The sequence below is a fragment of the Leisingera sp. McT4-56 genome (genome assembly GCF_020514995.1).
GTDB classification, from domain to species: Bacteria; Pseudomonadota; Alphaproteobacteria; order Rhodobacterales; family Rhodobacteraceae; genus Leisingera; species Leisingera aquaemixtae_A.
Genome location: NZ_JAJALF010000014.1, coordinates 58,887 through 76,221, shown reverse-complemented (window position 1 = coordinate 76,221; position 17,335 = coordinate 58,887). Strand labels below are relative to the sequence as shown.

14 protein-coding genes are annotated in these 17,335 nt (G+C 65.6%); 5 read left to right on the top strand and 9 right to left on the bottom strand.

Annotation, left to right across the window (positions count from 1 at the left end; all coding sequences use genetic code 11):
* Positions 1-15: 15 nt before the first annotated feature.
* The 4 genes from LHL23_RS15525 (at position 16) to LHL23_RS15510 (ending at position 6,326) form a co-directional block, all read left to right on the top strand.
* On the top strand, positions 16-1,962 hold the full coding sequence (locus tag LHL23_RS15525; RefSeq protein WP_226430562.1) for an acetoacetate--CoA ligase: 1,947 nt from the start codon (positions 16-18) through the stop codon (positions 1,960-1,962).
* Between the two features lie 18 nt (positions 1,963-1,980).
* A complete protein-coding gene (locus LHL23_RS15520; protein WP_226430561.1) occupies positions 1,981-2,898 on the top strand; it encodes a 3-keto-5-aminohexanoate cleavage protein in 918 nt (305 codons plus the stop codon).
* Between the two features lie 88 nt (positions 2,899-2,986).
* Positions 2,987-4,408, top strand: a complete 1,422-nt coding sequence (locus LHL23_RS15515) for a carnitine 3-dehydrogenase (RefSeq protein ID WP_226430560.1) — start codon at positions 2,987-2,989, stop codon at positions 4,406-4,408.
* A 226-nt stretch (positions 4,409-4,634) separates the two neighbouring features.
* On the top strand, positions 4,635-6,326 hold the full coding sequence (locus tag LHL23_RS15510; RefSeq protein ID WP_226430559.1) for a BCCT family transporter: 1,692 nt from the start codon (positions 4,635-4,637) through the stop codon (positions 6,324-6,326).
* A gap of 139 nt (positions 6,327-6,465) precedes the next feature.
* On the opposite strand, the gene LHL23_RS15505 is transcribed toward LHL23_RS15510, so the two are convergent.
* From LHL23_RS15505 to LHL23_RS15485, 5 genes are read right to left on the bottom strand one after another with little or no spacing between them, the layout of a single operon-like run.
* Positions 6,466-7,929: an aldehyde dehydrogenase gene (locus tag LHL23_RS15505; protein WP_226430558.1), complete on the bottom strand. Its 1,464-nt coding sequence runs from the start codon at positions 7,927-7,929 to the stop codon at positions 6,466-6,468.
* Between the two features lie 12 nt (positions 7,930-7,941).
* A complete protein-coding gene (locus tag LHL23_RS15500; protein ID WP_226430557.1) occupies positions 7,942-8,979 on the bottom strand; it encodes an LLM class flavin-dependent oxidoreductase in 1,038 nt (345 codons plus the stop codon).
* The gene (locus LHL23_RS15495) at positions 8,976-9,902 is read right to left on the bottom strand and encodes a flavin reductase (protein ID WP_226430556.1); all 927 of its coding nucleotides are present in this window, start codon (positions 9,900-9,902) and stop codon (positions 8,976-8,978) included. Before LHL23_RS15495 ends, LHL23_RS15500 begins: the two co-directional genes overlap by 4 nt.
* Positions 9,899-10,702 carry an alpha/beta fold hydrolase gene (locus tag LHL23_RS15490; RefSeq protein ID WP_226430555.1) on the bottom strand — a complete coding sequence of 268 codons (804 nt, stop codon included), beginning with the start codon at positions 10,700-10,702 and terminating at the stop codon, positions 9,899-9,901. The genes LHL23_RS15495 and LHL23_RS15490 overlap by 4 nt, the downstream gene beginning before the upstream one ends.
* Entirely contained in the window at positions 10,674-11,276 is a 603-nt protein-coding gene (locus tag LHL23_RS15485; RefSeq protein WP_226430554.1) for an amino acid synthesis family protein, read from the bottom strand. Before LHL23_RS15485 ends, LHL23_RS15490 begins: the two co-directional genes overlap by 29 nt.
* Positions 11,277-11,383: 107 nt before the next feature.
* On the opposite strand from LHL23_RS15485, the gene LHL23_RS15480 reads away from it, so the two are divergent.
* Positions 11,384-12,058, top strand: a complete 675-nt coding sequence (locus tag LHL23_RS15480) for a GntR family transcriptional regulator (RefSeq protein ID WP_226430553.1) — start codon at positions 11,384-11,386, stop codon at positions 12,056-12,058.
* A 53-nt stretch (positions 12,059-12,111) separates the two neighbouring features.
* Here the strand turns inward: LHL23_RS15480 and hutU are convergent, their stop codons facing one another.
* The 4 genes from hutU to hutI are packed head-to-tail and all read right to left on the bottom strand — an operon-like array spanning position 12,112 to position 17,301.
* Positions 12,112-13,794 carry a urocanate hydratase gene (hutU, locus tag LHL23_RS15475; protein ID WP_222482192.1) on the bottom strand — a complete coding sequence of 561 codons (1,683 nt, stop codon included), beginning with the start codon at positions 13,792-13,794 and terminating at the stop codon, positions 12,112-12,114.
* A complete protein-coding gene (hutG, locus tag LHL23_RS15470) occupies positions 13,791-14,576 on the bottom strand; it encodes an N-formylglutamate deformylase (RefSeq protein ID WP_222482193.1) in 786 nt (261 codons plus the stop codon). The genes hutU and hutG overlap by 4 nt, the downstream gene beginning before the upstream one ends.
* Entirely contained in the window at positions 14,573-16,096 is a 1,524-nt protein-coding gene (gene hutH, locus LHL23_RS15465) for a histidine ammonia-lyase (protein WP_226430552.1), read from the bottom strand. The genes hutG and hutH overlap by 4 nt, the downstream gene beginning before the upstream one ends.
* The gene (gene hutI / locus LHL23_RS15460; RefSeq protein WP_226430551.1) at positions 16,093-17,301 is read right to left on the bottom strand and encodes an imidazolonepropionase; all 1,209 of its coding nucleotides are present in this window, start codon (positions 17,299-17,301) and stop codon (positions 16,093-16,095) included. The genes hutH and hutI overlap by 4 nt, the downstream gene beginning before the upstream one ends.
* Positions 17,302-17,335 lie beyond the last annotated feature (34 nt).

The following is a 17,335-nucleotide window of genomic DNA, read 5'->3' as shown; positions in this document are numbered from 1 at the left end:
GCCACTGAGACTTCCATGACCACCGCTCCCCTTCTCTGGCAGCCGGATCTTTCGGCGCGCCGCAAACCTCTGCTGTCCGACTTCCTGGCGCAGTCCGCGAAGGCTGCCGGAACCGCTCTGGACAGCTTCGCCGATTTGCACGTCTGGTCGGTTGCGCAGCCGCAGGAATTCTGGCCGCTGGCCTGGGATTTTTGCGGTCTGATGGGGGACAAGGGCACGGTGCCGTTGCTGTCGCATCAGGACCCGATGCAGGTCCGCTTCTTCCCTGAAGCGCGGCTGAACGTCGTGGAGACATTCCTGAAGAACGCGGATGGGCGCGAGGCGATTGTCTTCATCGGCGAAGACGGGCACCGCACGGCCTGGACCCGCGCCGGGCTGAAGCGCGAGGTGGAAATGCTTGCGGCCGCCCTGCGGGATGCCGGGATCGGGGCGGGCGATCATGTCGCGGGCTATGTGCCGAACATGCCGCAAACCGTGGCGGCGATGCTGGCCACGGCTTCGCTGGGCGCGGTCTGGTCCTCCTGCGCGCCGGAAAGCGGGCCGGATGTGGTGGTCGACCGCTTCGGCCAGATCGAACCCAAGCTGATGTTCGCCGCTGACGGCTATTTCTACAACGGCAAGACGTTTGAGACCCGCGCGGCGATTGCCGAAGTCGCCGCCCGCGTGCCGTCGATCCAGCAGATCGTGGTCTGGCCCTATGCGGGCGATGCCGCGGATTTGCCCGCGGGCATGACTGCCTATGAAGCTTTCAAGCAGGCGGACGCCCCGGTGCTGGACTGCCGTCCCATGGGCTTCCGCGATCCGCTCTATGTGATGTTTTCCTCCGGCACCACCGGCAAGCCGAAATGCATCGAGCATTCCGGCGGCGGGACCCTCCTGCGGATGCTGGTGGAGCAGCAGCTGCACTGCGATCTGCACCCGGGCGACCGGATGTTCTATTACACCACCTGCAACTGGATGATGTGGAACTGGCAGGTGGCGGCGCTGGCCTCCGAGGCCGTGATCGTGCTGTTTGACGGCAACCCGATGTATCCGGGCATGCGCCGGCTGTTCGATCTGGCCGAGGCGGAGAAGGTCACCCATTTCGGCATTTCCGCCAAATACATCGATGCCTCGCTGAAGCGCCGCAACCGGCCTGCGGACAGTCATGACCTGGCTTCGCTGCGGGTGGTTCTGTCCACCGGCTCGCCGCTGTCGCCCGAGGGCTTTGCCCATGTCTATGCGGACTGGAAGGCGGATGTGCAGCTGGCTTCGATCTGCGGCGGCACCGATATTCTGGGCTGTTTCATCGGCGGCTGCCCGGTGCTGCCGGTGTATCAGGGCGAGATCCAGGCGCCGATGCTGGGGCTGGATGTGGCGACCCTGAACGATCAGGGCGAACCGGTTGAGGGCACGGCGGGGGAGCTGGTCTGCCGCAATGCGCATCCGTCGATGCCGACCCGGTTCCTGAACGACCCCGGCGATGCCCGCTACCGCGCCAGCTATTTCGAGACCTATCCCAATATCTGGCGGCAGGGCGATTTCACCATCCGCACGGAACAGGGCGGCTATGTGGTGCTGGGCCGCTCGGACGCGACGCTGAACCCCGGCGGCGTGCGGATCGGCACGGCGGAAATCTACCGGCAGCTCGACAAGATAGACGAGGTCGCGGATGCGGTGGTGGTCGGCCAGAGCATCGACAACGACGTGCGGGTGGTGCTGTTTGTGGTTCCCGCCGAGGGCGCAGCGCTGGATGATGCGCTAACTACTCGGATCAAAACGGAAATCCGCAAAAATGCCTCGCCGCGCCACGTGCCCGCGAAAATCATCGCCGTCGCTGACATCCCGCGCACCAAATCCGGCAAGACCGCCGAGCTGGCGGTCCGCGATGTGGTGAACAAACACCCTGTCCGCAACCTCTCCGGCATCGCCAACCCGCAGGCGCTGGCGCTGTTTGCCGATCACCCCGAATTGCAAGTCTAACCCCAAAGGAGCGAGACCATGCCCCTGACCATGAACCGAGACGTCTTCATCACTGCCGCCGTGACCGGCTCCGGCGGCACCCAGGACAAATCCCCCCATGTGCCGCGCTCGCCCAAGCAGATCGCCGAGTCCGCGATCGCGGCGGCCAAGGCTGGCGCGGCGGTGGTCCACTGCCATGTGCGCGACCCGGAGACCGGTGCGCCGAGCCGTGATCTGGCGCTGTACCGCGAGCTTACCGACCGGATCCGCGATTCTGAGGTGGACGTGGTGCTGAACCTGACCGCGGGCATGGGCGGCGACATCGTGTTCGGCTCGACCGAAGCGCCGCTGCCGGTGAACGAGGCGGCAACCGACATGATTGGCGCCACCGAACGGATGGCCCATATCGCCGAATGCCTGCCGGAAATCTGCACCCTGGACTGCGGCACCATGAACTTTGCCGAGGCCGATTACGTCATGACCAACACCCCCGGCATGCTGCGGGCGATGGGCCAGATGATGACCGACCTGGGCGTGAAGCCGGAGATCGAGGCGTTCGATACCGGCCACCTGTGGTTTGCCAAGCAGCTGGTAAAAGAGGGAATTCTGGAGCCGAACGCGCTGGTGCAGCTGTGCATGGGGGTTCCGTGGGGCGCGCCGAACGACCTCAACACCTTTATGGCGATGGTCAACAATGTGCCGTCGGACTGGACCTGGTCGGCGTTCTCCCTGGGCCGCGATCAGATGCCCTATGCGGCGCAGTCGGTGCTGGCGGGCGGCAACGTGCGGGTGGGCCTCGAGGACAACCTGTTCCTGGACAAGGGCGTGCTGGCCACCAACGCGCAGCTGGTGGAACGCGCCGTCACCGTGATCGAAAACATGGGCGCCCGGATCATCGGCCCGGAGGCGGTCCGTGAAAAGCTGGGCCTGACCAAGCGCGCGCCGGTGGCGAAATAAGCCGAAATGCGGGGGTGACATGCGTGCACCCCCTGTACACCCCCTGTGCACCGGCGGGCGCACAGGGAGGGCGATCAGAGGATAGATCATGAAAACAGCAGCAATCATCGGCGGCGGGGTTATTGGCGGCGGCTGGGCCGCGCGGTTTCTTTTGAACGGCTGGAACGTGCGGGTGTTCGACCCGGACCCGGAAGCGGAACGCAAGATCGGCGAGGTGCTGGCCAACGCCCGCCGCTCGCTGCCATCGCTTTATGACAAGGCGCTGCCGGCCGAAGGCGAACTGACCTTCCATGCGGACATGGCGGAGGCGGTGGCGGATGCCGCCTGGATCCAGGAGAGCGTGCCGGAGCGGCTGGACCTGAAACACAAGATCCACGCGCAGATCCAGGCGCACGCGCCGGCAAGCGCGGTGATCGGCTCTTCGACATCCGGCTTCAAGCCGTCGGAGCTGAACGCAGCAGGAGCGCGTGCCGTGGTCGCGCATCCCTTCAACCCGGTCTACCTCTTGCCGCTGGTCGAGCTGGTGGGCGATGCGGACACCTGCGCGCAGGCCGCGGGCCTGCTGCGGTCTGTCGGCATGTACCCGCTGACCGTGCGCAAGGAGATCGACGCGCATATCGCCGACCGTCTGCTGGAAGCGGTCTGGCGCGAGGGCCTGTGGCTGATCAAGGACGGCATCTGCACCACTGAGGAGCTGGACGAGTCGATCCGCATGGGCTTTGGCCTGCGGTGGGCGCAGATGGGCCTGTTCGAGACCTACCGGATTGCCGGCGGCGAAGCGGGCATGAAGCATTTCATGGCGCAGTTCGGGCCGGCGCTGGAATGGCCCTGGACCAAGCTGATGGATGTGCCGGAGTTCACCGAGGAACTGGTGGACCTGATCGCGGGCCAGTCCGACGCGCAGTCCGGCCACATGCCGATCCGCGCGCTGGAGCGGCTGCGGGACGACAACCTGGTCGGCATGATGCGGGCGCTGAAGAAATCCGGCAGCGGTGCCGGCGGTGTCATCAACACCCATGAGGCAACGCTGCCCGTGCCGGACGCGGTGGAGCTGCCGGTCACCGTCAGCCGCCCGGTGCCGCAGAGCTGGACCGACTACAACGGCCACATGAACGAGGCGCATTACACCGAGGCCTCGGCGCAGGCGACCGACCGGTTCATGGAGATGATCGGCGCGGATGCAGACTACATCGCCGCGGGCGGCAGCTATTTCACCGTCGAGAACCATGTGCGCTTCCTGGATGAGCTGCACGAGGGCGACGCGCTGACTGTGACCACCCAGGTGCTGCAGGGCGAAGGCAAGAAGATGCACCTGTTTCACCGCCTGTTTGGCCCCGAGGGTAAGCTGGCGGCAACGGTGGAAACGCTGCTCTTGCACATGGACCTGAACGCGCGCGGCACCTCGCTGCCGTCGCCGGAGGTGGCGGACAAGCTGGCGTCCTATGCCGCCGCGCACGCGGGCCTGCCGCTGCCCGAAGGCGTCGGGCGCCACGTCGGCCAGCGCGGATGACTTGGAAACCCGGCGGCTCGCGCGCTGCCGGGTTTCTTTTGCGGGCCGGATCTCCTCCCCGATCCGGCCCGTTTTTTGAAGGTGTGCTGCTGCGGATGCAGCGGCAGGGGGAGGGCCAAGCCGGAGCGCGGCGGGGATGGCTTCACCCCGTCAGGGTGTTCCGATCAGTTTCCTGAGCACGGAGGGCTCCAGGAGCTGAATGACCATAAACCTATGGGAGGACCAAATGTCAGAAAGCAATTCCAACGGCCATCTGGTGGCGAAGTCCGGTTTCTTTACCGGTCTGCATCCGGGGATGGGCATGGCATCCAAGGCAATGATTGCCGCCTTCGTTATCTTCACCGTTCTGAACGTCGAGTTTGCAGGCGGTCTGTACAAGTCCATCCGCAGCTGGATCGAGGGCGGCCTCAGCTGGTACTACATCTCGGTTCTGGCCGGGATCATGTTCTTCTGCTTTTTTCTGATGTTCTCCAAGTTCGGCAGCCTGCGGCTGGGCGATGACGACGCGCGCCCCGAATTCAGCAACTTCAGCTGGTTTGCGATGCTGTTCTCCGCAGGCATCGGCATCGGCATCCTGTTCTTCGGCGTCGCGGAGCCGATCTTCTACTTCGACAACTCGGCGGTCTGGGGCTACCCGAACAACCCCCATGCAGAGCTGGCGGGCCATTCGGAAATGAACATGCAGCGCGCCATCGACGCGATGCGGGTGACCTATTTCCACTGGGGGTTCCACGGCTGGGCGCTCTATGTGATCGTCGGGCTGTGCCTGGCCTATTTCGGCTTCCGCAAGAAGCTGCCGCTGACCATGCGGTCGGCGCTCTATCCGCTGATCGGCGAGCGGATCTATGGCCCCTGGGGGCACTGCGTCGACCTGCTGGCGGTGTTCGGATCGGTGTTTGGCATCGCGACCTCGCTGGGGCTGGGCACCAGCCAGATGGCAACCGGCCTCAATGTGCTGTTCGGCATGGAGCCGACCCTGACGCTGAAGATCGCGCTGATCGTGATCGTGACCATCATTGCCACCGCCTCCACCGTATCGGGCGTGGGCAAGGGCATCCGTCTGATTTCCGAGTGGAACATCTGGCTGTCGATGTTCCTGCTGGCCGCCTTTGTGGTGATCGGGCCGGTCAAATGGCTGCTGGGCTTCTATGTGACCACGCTGGGCGATTACATCTGGAACTTCATCCCGATGGGTTTCTGGACCGCGAGCTCTGAGGAAAACATCGCCTGGCAGGGCGGCTGGACCATCTTCTACTGGGGCTGGTGGATCGCCTGGGCGCCGATGGTTGGCATGTTCATCGCCCGCATCTCGCGCGGGCGCACCATCCGCGAGTTCATGATCGGGGTGCTGTTCGTGCCGACCGCGATTGCGTTCTTCTGGCTGTGCATGTTCGGCGGCAACGCCATCTGGCAGGAACTGAACATGGCTGGCGGCCCGGGAGCCGACGGCGGCGCGGGGGTGATCCAGACCGTGCGCGACTGGGATCTGCCAGCGGCGCTTTACGGCACCATCGGCAACCTGGGTGCCACGTCCTGGCTGGGCGACCTCAGCTGGACCGCCTGGCCGCTGTCGGCGCTGGCGACGCTGCTGCTGTTCTCGTGGTTCGTGACCTCGGCGGACTCCGGCACGCTGGTGATTACCACCATGCTGTCGATGGGGGACGACAACCCGCCGAAGAAGTTCCGCATCATCTGGGGCGCAGGCATCGGCGCAACCGCAATCGTGCTGCTGATGGCGGGCGGGCTTGGCGCCTTGCAGACCGCGTCGATTGCGGCGGCCTTCCCGATTTCCTTTGTGATCATCGCGATGACCGTGGGGCTGTACAAATCGCTGAAGAGCGACCCCTCGGCTGCGCCGATCAGCGAAAGCGGCGCCGCACCGGATGGGACGCGGATCACACAGGATCTGCACGCCTGAGACGGGCAAGCACAGAACTGAGAAATGCGCCGGGCCCCTTTCGGGGCCCGGTACGCTGACGCTTCTGCTGTTGTGCCGCTCCTTCGGTGACGTGAGCGGCGGTGCCCTTTGCGCACTGCCTTGCAGTAAGCCGCGGGCCCTAGCGCATCACAAAGGGATCCGGGATCGGATCATCGCTGGTGCGCAGCCAGACCGCCTTGACCTTGGTGTAATCCAGCGCCGCCTGCAGCCCGCCCTCGCGCCCGTGGCCGGACAACCCGTGGCCACCGAACGGCGCAATCGGGCTGACGGCGCGGTAGGTGTTGACCCAGACGATACCGGCCCGGATGCCCCGGATCATCCGGTGCGCACGGGTGAGGTTCTGGGTGAAGACGCCCGAGGCCAGGCCGAAGGCGGTGTTGTTGGCGATCTCCAGGGCCTCTGCCTCGGTCTCGAAATCGACTACCGACAGGACCGGGCCGAAGAATTCGTTCGACAGGCAGGGCGCCTCCGGCGCACCGGAGCAATCCAGAACCGTGGGCGGGAAGAAGAACCCCTCCCCTTCCGGCACGGTGCCGCCGGTGACCAGCTTGGCACCGGCCGCAACCGAAGCTTCGATCAGCCGCAGCGCGTGGTCGCGCTGTTTCAGGGTGCAGAGCGGCCCGACCTCGGTTGCCATGTCATCCGGCGCGCCGATCACCACCGCTTCGGCTTTCTCCTTGAGCCGCTTGAGGAAGGCGTCCTTGATGCCCTTTTGGATCACCAGCCGCGATCCGGCGACGCAGCTTTGCCCGGTGGCGGCGAAGATGCCGGAGACCTGCGCGTTCACCGCGCTTTCCAGATCCGCGTCGTCGAACACGATGAAGGGCGACTTGCCGCCCAGTTCCAGCGAAGTGGAGGCGAGATTTTCCGCCGAGTTGCGCACTATATGGCGCGCGGTCTCCGGCCCGCCGGTGAAGGCCACATGGGCGACCGACGCGTGGCTGGTCAGCGCCGCACCCGCCTCCGGCCCGCCGGTGATCACGTTCAGCACGCCGGGCGGGAAGCCCGCCTGATCAAAGATCCGGGCAAATTCCAGCATCGGCGCCGGGCCTTCCTCGGAGGCCTTCAAGACCACCGTGCAGCCCGCCGCCAGCGCCGGGCCGATTTTGACAGCGGACAGGAACAGCTGCGAATTCCACGGCACGATGGCGGCCACCACCCCCACCGGCTCGCGCCGCAGCCAGACCTCCATGTCCGGCTTGTCGATCGGCAGATGCGCGCCTTCGATCTTGTCGGCCAGCCCTGCGTAATAGCGGTAGTATTCCGCCACATAGGCGATCTGGGCCGAGGTCTCGCGGATGATCTTGCCGGTGTCGCGGGTTTCAAGCTCCGCCAGCCGGGGTGCGTTCTCCGCAACCAGATCGGCCAGCCGCATCAGCAGCTTGCCGCGCTGGGTGGCACTCATCCCGGCCCATTCAGGGGAGAAGAATGCAGCCTCCGCGGCCCGAACCGCCCGGTCCACATCCACCGCCGAAGCGGCAGGCATCTGCGCCCAGGGTTTGCCGGTGGCCGGATCGAGGCTCTCGAAGGTCTCGCTCGCGTCCTCGAACGCTCCGCCAATGTACTGCTGGAAAGACTGCATTCTCAGGTTCCTTTACTGAAACGCCGGCATCACCTCGGTGATGAACCGCTCAAGCGAGGCTTTCTTGCGCTCGAAACTCATGCTGCTGTCGATCCAGAACGAGTATTCATCATACCCCAGCGCCTCGTATTTCTTCAGCCGCTCGATCACCGCCGCCGGTTCGCCGATCACCAGATCGCGCTCCATCGCCTCGGGGCTGTAGAACGGATGCTCGGCAATCTCCTCGTCGCTCAGCGGGTCAATCAACCCCTGGCTGACGTCGCGCTTGTTCATGAACCAGGCGCCGAAGTAGCAGTAGAAGCGATTGAGCTCCTCCGCCCCGCGTTTCACATCCTCGGCGCTGTCCGCGACATAGGTGTGCTGAAGCAGCATGATCTTGGGCCGCGGCACATCGGCGTGCTTGGCGCAGGCATCGTTGAACTTGCCCATCAGGTCGGTGATTTCCTCGTCCCCCTTCCACAATGGCGTCACCTGCACATTGCAGCCATTGGCCACGGCAAATTCATGGCTGTTCGGATCACGCGCCGCCACCCAGACCGGCGGGCCGTCCTGCTGCAGCGGCTTCGGCGAGGAAGTGGTTTTCGGGAAGGAGTGGAACTCCCCCTCCTGCGCGTAATCGCCCTGCCACAGGCCCTGCACCGCCGGGATCAGCTCCCGCATCCGCTGGCCCGCCTCCCAGGCGTCCATGCCGGGCATCATCCGCTCGTATTCAAACGAATAGGCGCCACGGGCGATGCCCAGGTCCAGGCGGCCATTGGTGATGATATCGGTCATCGCCGCCTCGCCCGCCAGCCGGATCGGATGCCAGAACGGCGCAATCACCGTCCCCGTGCCCAGCCGCACGTTCTTGGTGTGCCGCGCCACGTCGATCAGGTTCAGGAACGGGTTCGGCGAGATGGTGAAATTCATCCCGTGGTGTTCGCCGGTCCAGACCGCGTGCATACCGCCGTCATCGGCGATTTTGCACAGCTGGATGAACTCGTCATAAAGCTGCTTCTGGTCGTCGGCTTCCGAAATCCGCTCCATATGCGCAAAGAGGGAAAATTTCATGCGCCCTTGCTCCCTTTCGCCACGGGGCGGACCTGCCCGGTGGTCTGATTGCCATAATACACCCCGAAATTGCCCATCCGGCTTTCACTGGCGAACCGTTCCAGCATGGTGCAGACCGCCGCATCGGCGATGTCCATCAGCGTGGATTGGGTCAGGGCCGTGAAAACCCCCTTGGCCGGTGTGCCGCCGGCCGATTGGCACAGGAACGAGATGTGCTGATGTTCGCGCGCTTCGTCTTCAAAGACTGAATAGATGAACCCCGGCTCCGCCTCGACGCCGGTTTCCGCAATCAGGCGGGCCAGGGCGGCTGAGGCGCCCTCCTTGCCCACCCGGGTTTCCGGCAGCGTCAGCTTGCCCTGATCGTTGCCCATGAGCAGCACCTTGCCCTCGTGCTCGATCAATGCCGAGACGATCAGCTTGGCGCCCTGGCTGAGAGCCTCGGCCTCGGCAGCCGCCGTCACATAGGCGCCGCGGGCGTACCCCAGCCCCGGTGCGGGCGAGGTCTCGAACGCCTCCACCCGGCCGATCAGGATCAGGTGGTCGCCCGCCTCCACCCGGTTGTGCATGGAGCAGTCGAACCAGGCGGAAACGCCCGCGAACACCGGGCTGCCCTGCGGCCCTTTTTGCCAGTTCACAGCGGCAAAGCGGTCGTCCACGGGCCGGGCGAAAGTGTTGGAGACGTCCTTCTGATCCTCTGCCAGCACGTTGACGGCAAAGCCCTCGGTCTGCTCGAACGCGGCGTAGTTGCTGGAGGAATTGGCGATGCACACCAGCACCAGCGGCGGGTCCAGCGACACGGAGGTGAATGAGTTGGCGGTAAAGCCGATGGGGTTCCCGTCCGGATCGTGCGTTGTCACCACGGTGACGCCGGTCATGAAGGTGCCAAAGGCATTGCGTAAGGATCTCGGGTCGATATCGCTCATGACGTCGCTCCTTCGGTGTTCAGCCAGGCGCGCAGGGCGGCGTTGACCTCTGCGGGCGCAGTCAGGTTGACCATATGCCGGTGGCCTTCGATGACAACCGCCCTGCCTTGCTGCGCGGCGGTGGCCATCATCTGCGCCATTTCCGGCGTAGAGTTCGGATCGCCGTCGCCGGTCAACGCCAGCAGCGGGCAGCGGATGCCCGCAAAGCCGTCCGCATAGGTGCTGTCGCCGCGGGCAAAGGCGGTATAGGCGGCGGCGTAGCCCGCCAGGTTCACGCCCGACAGCCATTCACCCACCTGCGCCCGGGCCTGTTGGTCGGCGGGGCTGTCCCCGAACCAGCGCGCCAGCGGCGTTTCCAGGTCAAAGCTGCCCGCGCGGATTTCCGCGGCGCGCGCCTCAACTGCCTGCCGCGCCCCGGCAGAGCGGCGGAACACCCCGTTCAGCAGCGCCACGCGGGCCACGCTCTCAGGATGGCAGACCGCATAGCCGCCTGCAATCAGCGCGCCCATGGAATGGCCCGCCAGGCTGACCGGCCCCAGATCCAGCGCCTGCAGCACGGCATGCAGCCAAGCCACATAGTCCGGCAGCTCGGCGCCCTCCGGCAGCAGCGCGCTGCCGCCGTGGCCGGGCATGTCCAGCGCAATCACCTGATGGGCCAGGCTCAGCGCCTCAATCTGCGGCCCCCAGGCCGCCGATTGCATGCCAACCCCGTGGATCAGCACCACCGGATCGCCGCGCCCTGCCCGCTGGCAGGTGACGGCGCCGTAAGGCTCAGACAGCTGCAGGGTTGCTGACGTCATGACCCAGTTCCTTCAGGTCCTGATAGCGGTCGCCGATGCGGTGATGCGGCCGTCCGCCGATGGAGGCGCCAAGCGCGATCACGATCTCATCCGGGCCCGGCGCATCGGCCACCGACAGCTGGATGGTCAGGTAATGGCTGCGCCGCCCGCCGTCGTTCTTGTCCATCAGCGGGATCTGCAGGGGCGCGTTTGCCGGCCCGCGGGTGTTGGTGAAGGCGAGGTAGGACTTTGCCCCCACCGCCTCGCGGAAGTGGTTGCCGAAACGCAGCGTGTGGATGAGGGCAGAGGCATGCTCCACCTCGCCATTGACGCCGACGATGGCGGATTTGCCGTAGCCCTCCACCCGGTCGCCGCCGCCTGCGGCCTCCAGGATCATCGCGGTCAGCTTCTCGCCCAGCCCCGGCGCGCAGTCATGGATCGCCGGGCGCAGGTCCTCGACAAAGCCCTGCCCGGCCCAGGGGTTTTTGATCACCGCCACCGCGGCAATCATCTTGAGCGGGGTTTCCGCTGCCTTGCCGCCCTCGATCAGGGTCTCTTCGACATGCAGCAGCGTCTTGCGGATTTCGGCGGGCATGAGCGGGTCTTTCCTGTCTGATTCCAGTTGCCGTAATATGGTATACCATCATACAGTATGTCAATGCAGACTTGTTCCGCCCTGCCCCGGTTGCTATCGGAAGAAACATGACCAGCCCCATCATGAGCAAAATCAACCACCAGCCGCAGACCCTGCGCGACATCGTGCAGGAGCGGATGCGCGAGGCGATCATCTCCGGCCAGTTTGCCCCCGGCGAACGGCTGGTGGAGCGGCCCCTGTGCGATCAGCTCGGCGTCAGCCGCACCGTGGTGCGGGAAACGATCCGGTACTTGGAGGCGGAGGGGCTGGTGGAGATCCTGCCCGGCAAGGGGCCGATTGTGGCGCAGCTCACTTGGGCCGACGCGCGGCAGATCTACGACATCCGCCAGATGCTGGAGACCGCAGCCGCCACTGAATGCGCCCGCAACATCACGCCGCAGCTGGCAGAGCAGCTGAAGACGGCGCTGCAGAGCCTGCAAGAGGCCGTTGTGGCCGGCGTTCCCACTCCGATGCTGCGCGCCACGACGGAGTTTTACCGGATCATCTTCGACGGCGCCGGCCACAACGTCGCCTGGGAAATCGCCCAGCGTCTGAACGGCCGCATCAGCCGGCTGCGGGCGGTGACGCTGTCGACCGCAGAGCGCCAGAAGCCCGGCCCCGCCCATATGCAGGACATCTGCGAGGCGATTGTGTCAGGGGACGCAAAGGCTGCGCAGGCCGCCATCGAACAGCACCTGAGCGACGCCAAAGATACCGCAGAGCGCCTGTTGCAAGAAAAATAGCCGGTCTCCTCACAGGAAACCGGCTACCCAGGTTTGTTTGGCGGGCTGAATTATCAGCCCAGGATGCCGGGCAGGTTCAGCCCGTGTTCGCGCGCGCAGTCCTTGGCGATGTCATAGCCCGCGTCCGCGTGGCGCATCACGCCGGTCGCCGGGTCGTTCCACAGCACGCGGCCGATGCGGCGGTCGGCGTCCTCGGTGCCGTCGCAGCAGATCACCACACCGGAATGCTGCGAGAAGCCCATGCCAACGCCGCCGCCGTGGTGCAGCGACACCCAGGTGGCGCCGGAAGCGGTGTTCAGGAGCGCGTTCAGCAGCGGCCAGTCGGAAACCGCATCGGAACCGTCCATCATCGCCTCGGTCTCGCGGTTGGGCGAGGCCACCGAGCCCGAGTCCAGATGGTCGCGGCCAATCACCACCGGCGCCGAAAGCTCGCCGTTGCGCACCATCTCGTTGAAGGCGAGGCCGGCCTTGTGGCGGTCGCCGAGGCCGATCCAGCAGATCCGCGCGGGCAGGCCCTGGAAGGCGATGCGTTCCTGCGCCATGTCCAGCCAGCGGTGCAGGTGCTCATTCTCCGGGAACAGCTCCTTCATCTTGGCGTCGGTCTTGCGGATATCCTCCGGGTCGCCCGACAGCGCGCACCAGCGGAACGGGCCGATGCCCTTGCAGAACAGCGGGCGGATATAGGCGGGCACGAAGCCGGGGAAGTCAAAGGCGTTCTCCAGCCCCTCTTCCAGCGCCATCTGGCGGATGTTGTTGCCGTAATCGACGGTGGGGATGCCCATTGCATGGAAGTCGCACATCGCCTTCACCTGCACGCGCATGCTGGCGCGGGCGGCTTTTTCCACTGCTTTAGGCTCTGATACCCGGCGCTCCTTCCACTCGCCCATGGTCCAGCCCAGCGGCAGGTAGCCGTTGACCGGATCGTGGGCGGAGGTCTGGTCGGTCACGATATCGGGGCGGATGCCGCCTGCCTCAGCGCGCTTCACCAGTTCCGGGAAGATCTCAGCCGCGTTGCCCAGCAGGCCCACGGATTTCGCCTCGCCAGCAGCGGTCCAGCGCTCGATCATCTCCAGCGCTTCGTCCAGAGTTTCGGCCTTCTCGTCCAGGTATTTGGTGCGCAGGCGGAAGTCGATCGAGTCCGGGTTGCACTCCACCGCCAGGCAGCAGGCGCCGGCGAACACCGCCGCCAGCGGCTGAGCGCCGCCCATGCCGCCAAGACCGCCGGTCAGGATCCACTTGCCCTTGAGGTCGCCGCCGTAATGCTGGCGGCCGGCCTCAGCAAAGGTCTCATAGGTGCCCTGCACGATGCCCTGCGTGCCGATATAGATCCAGGAGCCGGCCGTCATCTGGCCGTACATCATCAGGCCCTTCTTATCGAGCTCGTTGAAGTGGTCCCAGTTGGCCCAATGCGGCACCAGGTTGGAGTTCGCGATCAGCACCCGCGGCGCGTCCTTGTGGGTCTGGAACACGCCGACCGGCTTGCCGGATTGCACCATCAGGGTCTGGTCCTCGTCGAGGTTCTTCAGGGTCTCGACGATCAGGTCGAAGTCCTTCCAGGTGCGCGCGGCGCGGCCGATGCCGCCGTACACCACCAGCTCATGCGGGTTTTCCGCAACGTCGGGGTGCAGGTTGTTCATCATCATCCGCATCGGCGCCTCGGTCATCCAGGACTTGGCGGTGATTTCCGGGCCGGTGGGCGGGAAGATGTCGCGGGTGTTCTTGCGGGGATCGCTCATGCCGAGGGCCTCCAGTTTTTGAGATCAGTCAGAATGTTGGTGAGATGGGCGCGCAGTTGTTCCGCGCGCTCCGGCAGATAGGTCCAGGGCGGGCTTTCCTGGCAGTAGGTCGCCTGCGCCAGTTCCATCTGGATCGCGTGGTAGCCTTCCGCAGGGCGCCCGTAATGGCGGGTGGTCCAGCCGCCCTTGAAGCGCCCGTTGAGGGTGGAGGTATAGCCCTCCGCCGCCTCGCAATGGGCCACGGTCAGCGCCTCGATCGACGCGTCGCAGGTTTCGCCCATGTTGGTGCCGACGTTGAAATCCGGCAGGCGGCCTTCGAACAGGAACGGAATGTCGCCGCGGATCGAATGGCAGTCATAGAGGATGGCAAAGCCGTGGATCGCCTTTACCCGCTGCAGCTCCGCCATCAGCGCCGCGTGATAGGGCGCATGATAAGCGTCGCGGCGGCGGGTGATTTCCGCCTCATCGGGTTCCTTGCCCTCCTGCCAGATCGGCAGCCCGTCAAAATCCGTGAGCGGCACCAAAGTAGTGGTGTTTTGCCCTGGATAGAGACTGATACCACCCGGATCGCGGTTCACGTCGATCACATAGCGGTGGATCGGCGTGCGGACGGTTGTGATGTCCCCTGCCAGCCCGGCATAGAGGTCGTGGATATGCCAGTCTGTGTCCGCCAGCGCCCGGCCCGTCTCATTGAGGCGGTCCCAGATTTCCGGCGGCACATCGGTGCCGGTGTGGGGCAGCCCCAGCACCAGCGGCGAGGCGCCTTGGGTCACTTCGATCATGCCGCCACCTTCACGCCTGCGGCATCCGCAACCCGGCCCGCGCGGACCATGGCGCTTGCAGCCTCGATGTCGGGCGCCAGATAGCGGTCCTCTGCCAGCGAGGGGATATCGGCGCGCAACATTGCCAGCACGTCCTGCAGGCGCGTTGAGGTTTGCAGCGGCGCACGCGCCTCCACCCCTTGCGCGGCACAGAGCATTTCAACGCCCAGGATCACCGACAGGTTGGCGTTCATCTTCGCCAGACGCAGCGCACCATGGGCGGCCATCGACACGTGGTCCTCCTGGTTGGCCGACGTGGGCGTCGAGTCGGTCACGCAGGGGTTGGCCAGATGCTTGTTCTCGCTCATTAGCGCGGCGGTGGTCACCTCGGCGATCATGAAGCCGGAGTTCAGACCCGGATCCGGCGTCAGGAACGGCGGCAGGTCGTGGCTCAGGGTCGGGTCCACCATCAGCGCCACCCGGCGCTGCGCGATGGCGCCGATTTCGGCCACCGCCAGCGCGATCTGGTCAGCGGCAAAGCCCACATATTCAGCGTGGAAGTTGCCGCCCGAAACGATCCGCCCCTCATTCACCAGCACCAGCGGGTTGTCGGTGACGGCGTTGGCCTCGATCTCCAGCGTCTTGGCGGCCATCCGCAGCACGTCCAGCGCCGCGCCCACCACCTGCGGCTGGCAGCGGATGCAGTACGGGTCCTGTACGCGCGTGTCGCCCTCGCGGTGGCTTTCGCGGATTTCCGATCCGTCCATGATGCCGCGCATTTCGCGGGCCACATCGATCTGCCCGGCATGACCGCGCAGGGAGTGGATGTCGGCCACCAGCGGCGCGGTGGAGCCCATGATGGCGTCGGTGGTGAGCGAGGCAATCGCCATCGACGCCTCAGCCATGCGCCAGGCGTCGAACAGCCCACCCAGCGCGCAGGCGGTCGAGAACTGAGTGCCGTTGATCAGCCCCAGGCCCTCCTTGGGACCCAACACAATAGGCTCTAACCCGGCTTTTTTCAGCGCTTCCGCGCTGGACATGCGGGTGCCTTCGAACGTGGCCTCCCCTGCCCCGATCATCGCCGCCGCCATATGCGCCAGCGGCGCCAGGTCGCCGGAGGCCCCAACGGAGCCCTGCGACGGGATCACCGGCACCACGCCGCGCTCCAGCATCTGTTCGATCTGCTCGATCACCAGCCAGCGCACGCCCGACGCGCCGCGGCCCATCGACAGGAGTTTCAGCGTCATCATCAGCCGGGTCTTGTCCTCCGGCAGCGCCTCCCCTACCCCGCAGCAATGGCTGAGGATCAGGTTGCGCTGCAGGGTGGCGGTGTCGGCCGGTGCGATCTTGGTTGAGGCCAGCTTGCCGAAACCGGTGTTGATGCCATAGACGGCTTCCTCACCCGCCGCGGCATCCGCCACCATCTGGGCCGCGGCCTCCACTGGTTCGCGGGCAGAGGCATCCAGCCTAGCCGGGGTCAGGTTGCGGTAGATATCTTCCAGCGTGGACAGCGTCACCGTGCCGGGGATCATCTCGATCATTGTTTGCCCTCATAGATACGGGTGTAAAGCGGGTTGAAGCCGATGCGGTAGGCCAGCTCGCCGGGCGCTTCCACGTCCCAGACCGCCAGATCGGCGCGCATACCGGCGGCAATCTGGCCGCGGTCCGTCAGCCCCAGCGCGCGGGCGGCGTGCTGTGTGACGCCTGCCAGCGCCTCCTCCGGGGTCATCCGGAACAGGGTGCAGCCCATGTTCATCGTCAAGAGCAGCGAGGTCAGCGGCGAGGAGCCGGGGTTGCAGTCGGTCGCCAGCGCCATCGGCACGCCGAGGGTGCGGAAGTGCTCGATCGGCGGCATTTGCGTTTCGCGGATGGTATAGAAGGCACCGGGCAGGATCACCGCAACAGAACCCGCGGCGGCCATCGCCCTGGCGTCGTCTTCGGTGGCGTATTCCACGTGGTCGACCGACAGCGCGCCGTACTGCGCCGCCAGCGCGGTGCCGCCCTGGTGGCTCAGCTGCTCGGCGTGCAGCTTCACCGGCAGGCCCAGCTCCTGCGCCGCCTTGAACACGCGTTCGATCTGGGCAGGCGCAAAGGCGATGTTTTCGCAGAAGCCGTCGACCGCATCCACCAGCCCCTCCGCATGGGCGGCGCGCAGGGCGGGGATGCAGACCTCGTCGATGTAGTCATCGTCGCGGCCCTTGTATTCGCCGGGGGTGGCATGGGCGCCGAGGAAGGTGGTTTTCACCGTGACCGGGCGCAGCTCGCCCAGGCGGCGGGCGGCGCGCAGCATGTTCAGCTCAGTTTTCAGGTCCAGCCCGTAGCCGGATTTCACTTCCACCACCGCTGTGCCCTCGGCAATCAACGCATCCAGACGCGGCAGCGCATCCTGCACCAGCTGCTCCAGAGACGCCTCGCGGGTGGCGGACACAGTGGAGACGATGCCGCCCCCTGCCCTGGCGACCTCCTCATAGGAGGCGCCGTTGAGGCGCATCTCGAACTCCATCGCCCGGTTGCCGCCAAAGACGATATGGGTGTGACAGTCGATCAGACCCGGTGTGACCAGCCGTCCGGCCAGATCGACGTGCTTCCAGGGAAAGTTGTCAGCTGACAATTCCTGCCGCGGCCCGGCCCAGACGATTTTTCCGTCCGAGACAGCAACCGCGCCGTCCTCAATCATCCCGTATGGCGTGTCCGTTCCGGCCATCGTGGCCAGCCGGGCGCCTGTCAGCACGTAGTTCCCTGTCACGGAATCCCCCCGAGTCGCGTTATTGCCGGTTTCG

Coding starts and splice junctions, on each gene's coding strand:
- hutG (WP_222482193.1), bottom strand. CDS start 14,576: ATGATCGAAGTGACCCAAGGCGCCTCGCCGCTGGTGCTGGGGCTGCCC.
- LHL23_RS15485 (WP_226430554.1), bottom strand. CDS start 11,276: ATGCCCGCCGAAATCCGCAAGACGCTGCTGCATGTCGAAGAGACCCTG.
- LHL23_RS15525 (WP_226430562.1), top strand. CDS start 16: ATGACCACCGCTCCCCTTCTCTGGCAGCCGGATCTTTCGGCGCGCCGC.
- LHL23_RS15500 (WP_226430557.1), bottom strand. CDS start 8,979: ATGAAATTTTCCCTCTTTGCGCATATGGAGCGGATTTCGGAAGCCGAC.
- LHL23_RS15505 (WP_226430558.1), bottom strand. CDS start 7,929: ATGCAGTCTTTCCAGCAGTACATTGGCGGAGCGTTCGAGGACGCGAGC.
- hutH (WP_226430552.1), bottom strand. CDS start 16,096: ATGATCGAGATGATCCCCGGCACGGTGACGCTGTCCACGCTGGAAGAT.
- LHL23_RS15490 (WP_226430555.1), bottom strand. CDS start 10,702: ATGACGTCAGCAACCCTGCAGCTGTCTGAGCCTTACGGCGCCGTCACC.
- LHL23_RS15495 (WP_226430556.1), bottom strand. CDS start 9,902: ATGAGCGATATCGACCCGAGATCCTTACGCAATGCCTTTGGCACCTTC.
- LHL23_RS15480 (WP_226430553.1), top strand. CDS start 11,384: ATGACCAGCCCCATCATGAGCAAAATCAACCACCAGCCGCAGACCCTG.
- hutU (WP_222482192.1), bottom strand. CDS start 13,794: ATGAGCGATCCCCGCAAGAACACCCGCGACATCTTCCCGCCCACCGGC.
- LHL23_RS15515 (WP_226430560.1), top strand. CDS start 2,987: ATGAAAACAGCAGCAATCATCGGCGGCGGGGTTATTGGCGGCGGCTGG.
- LHL23_RS15510 (WP_226430559.1), top strand. CDS start 4,635: ATGTCAGAAAGCAATTCCAACGGCCATCTGGTGGCGAAGTCCGGTTTC.
- LHL23_RS15520 (WP_226430561.1), top strand. CDS start 1,981: ATGCCCCTGACCATGAACCGAGACGTCTTCATCACTGCCGCCGTGACC.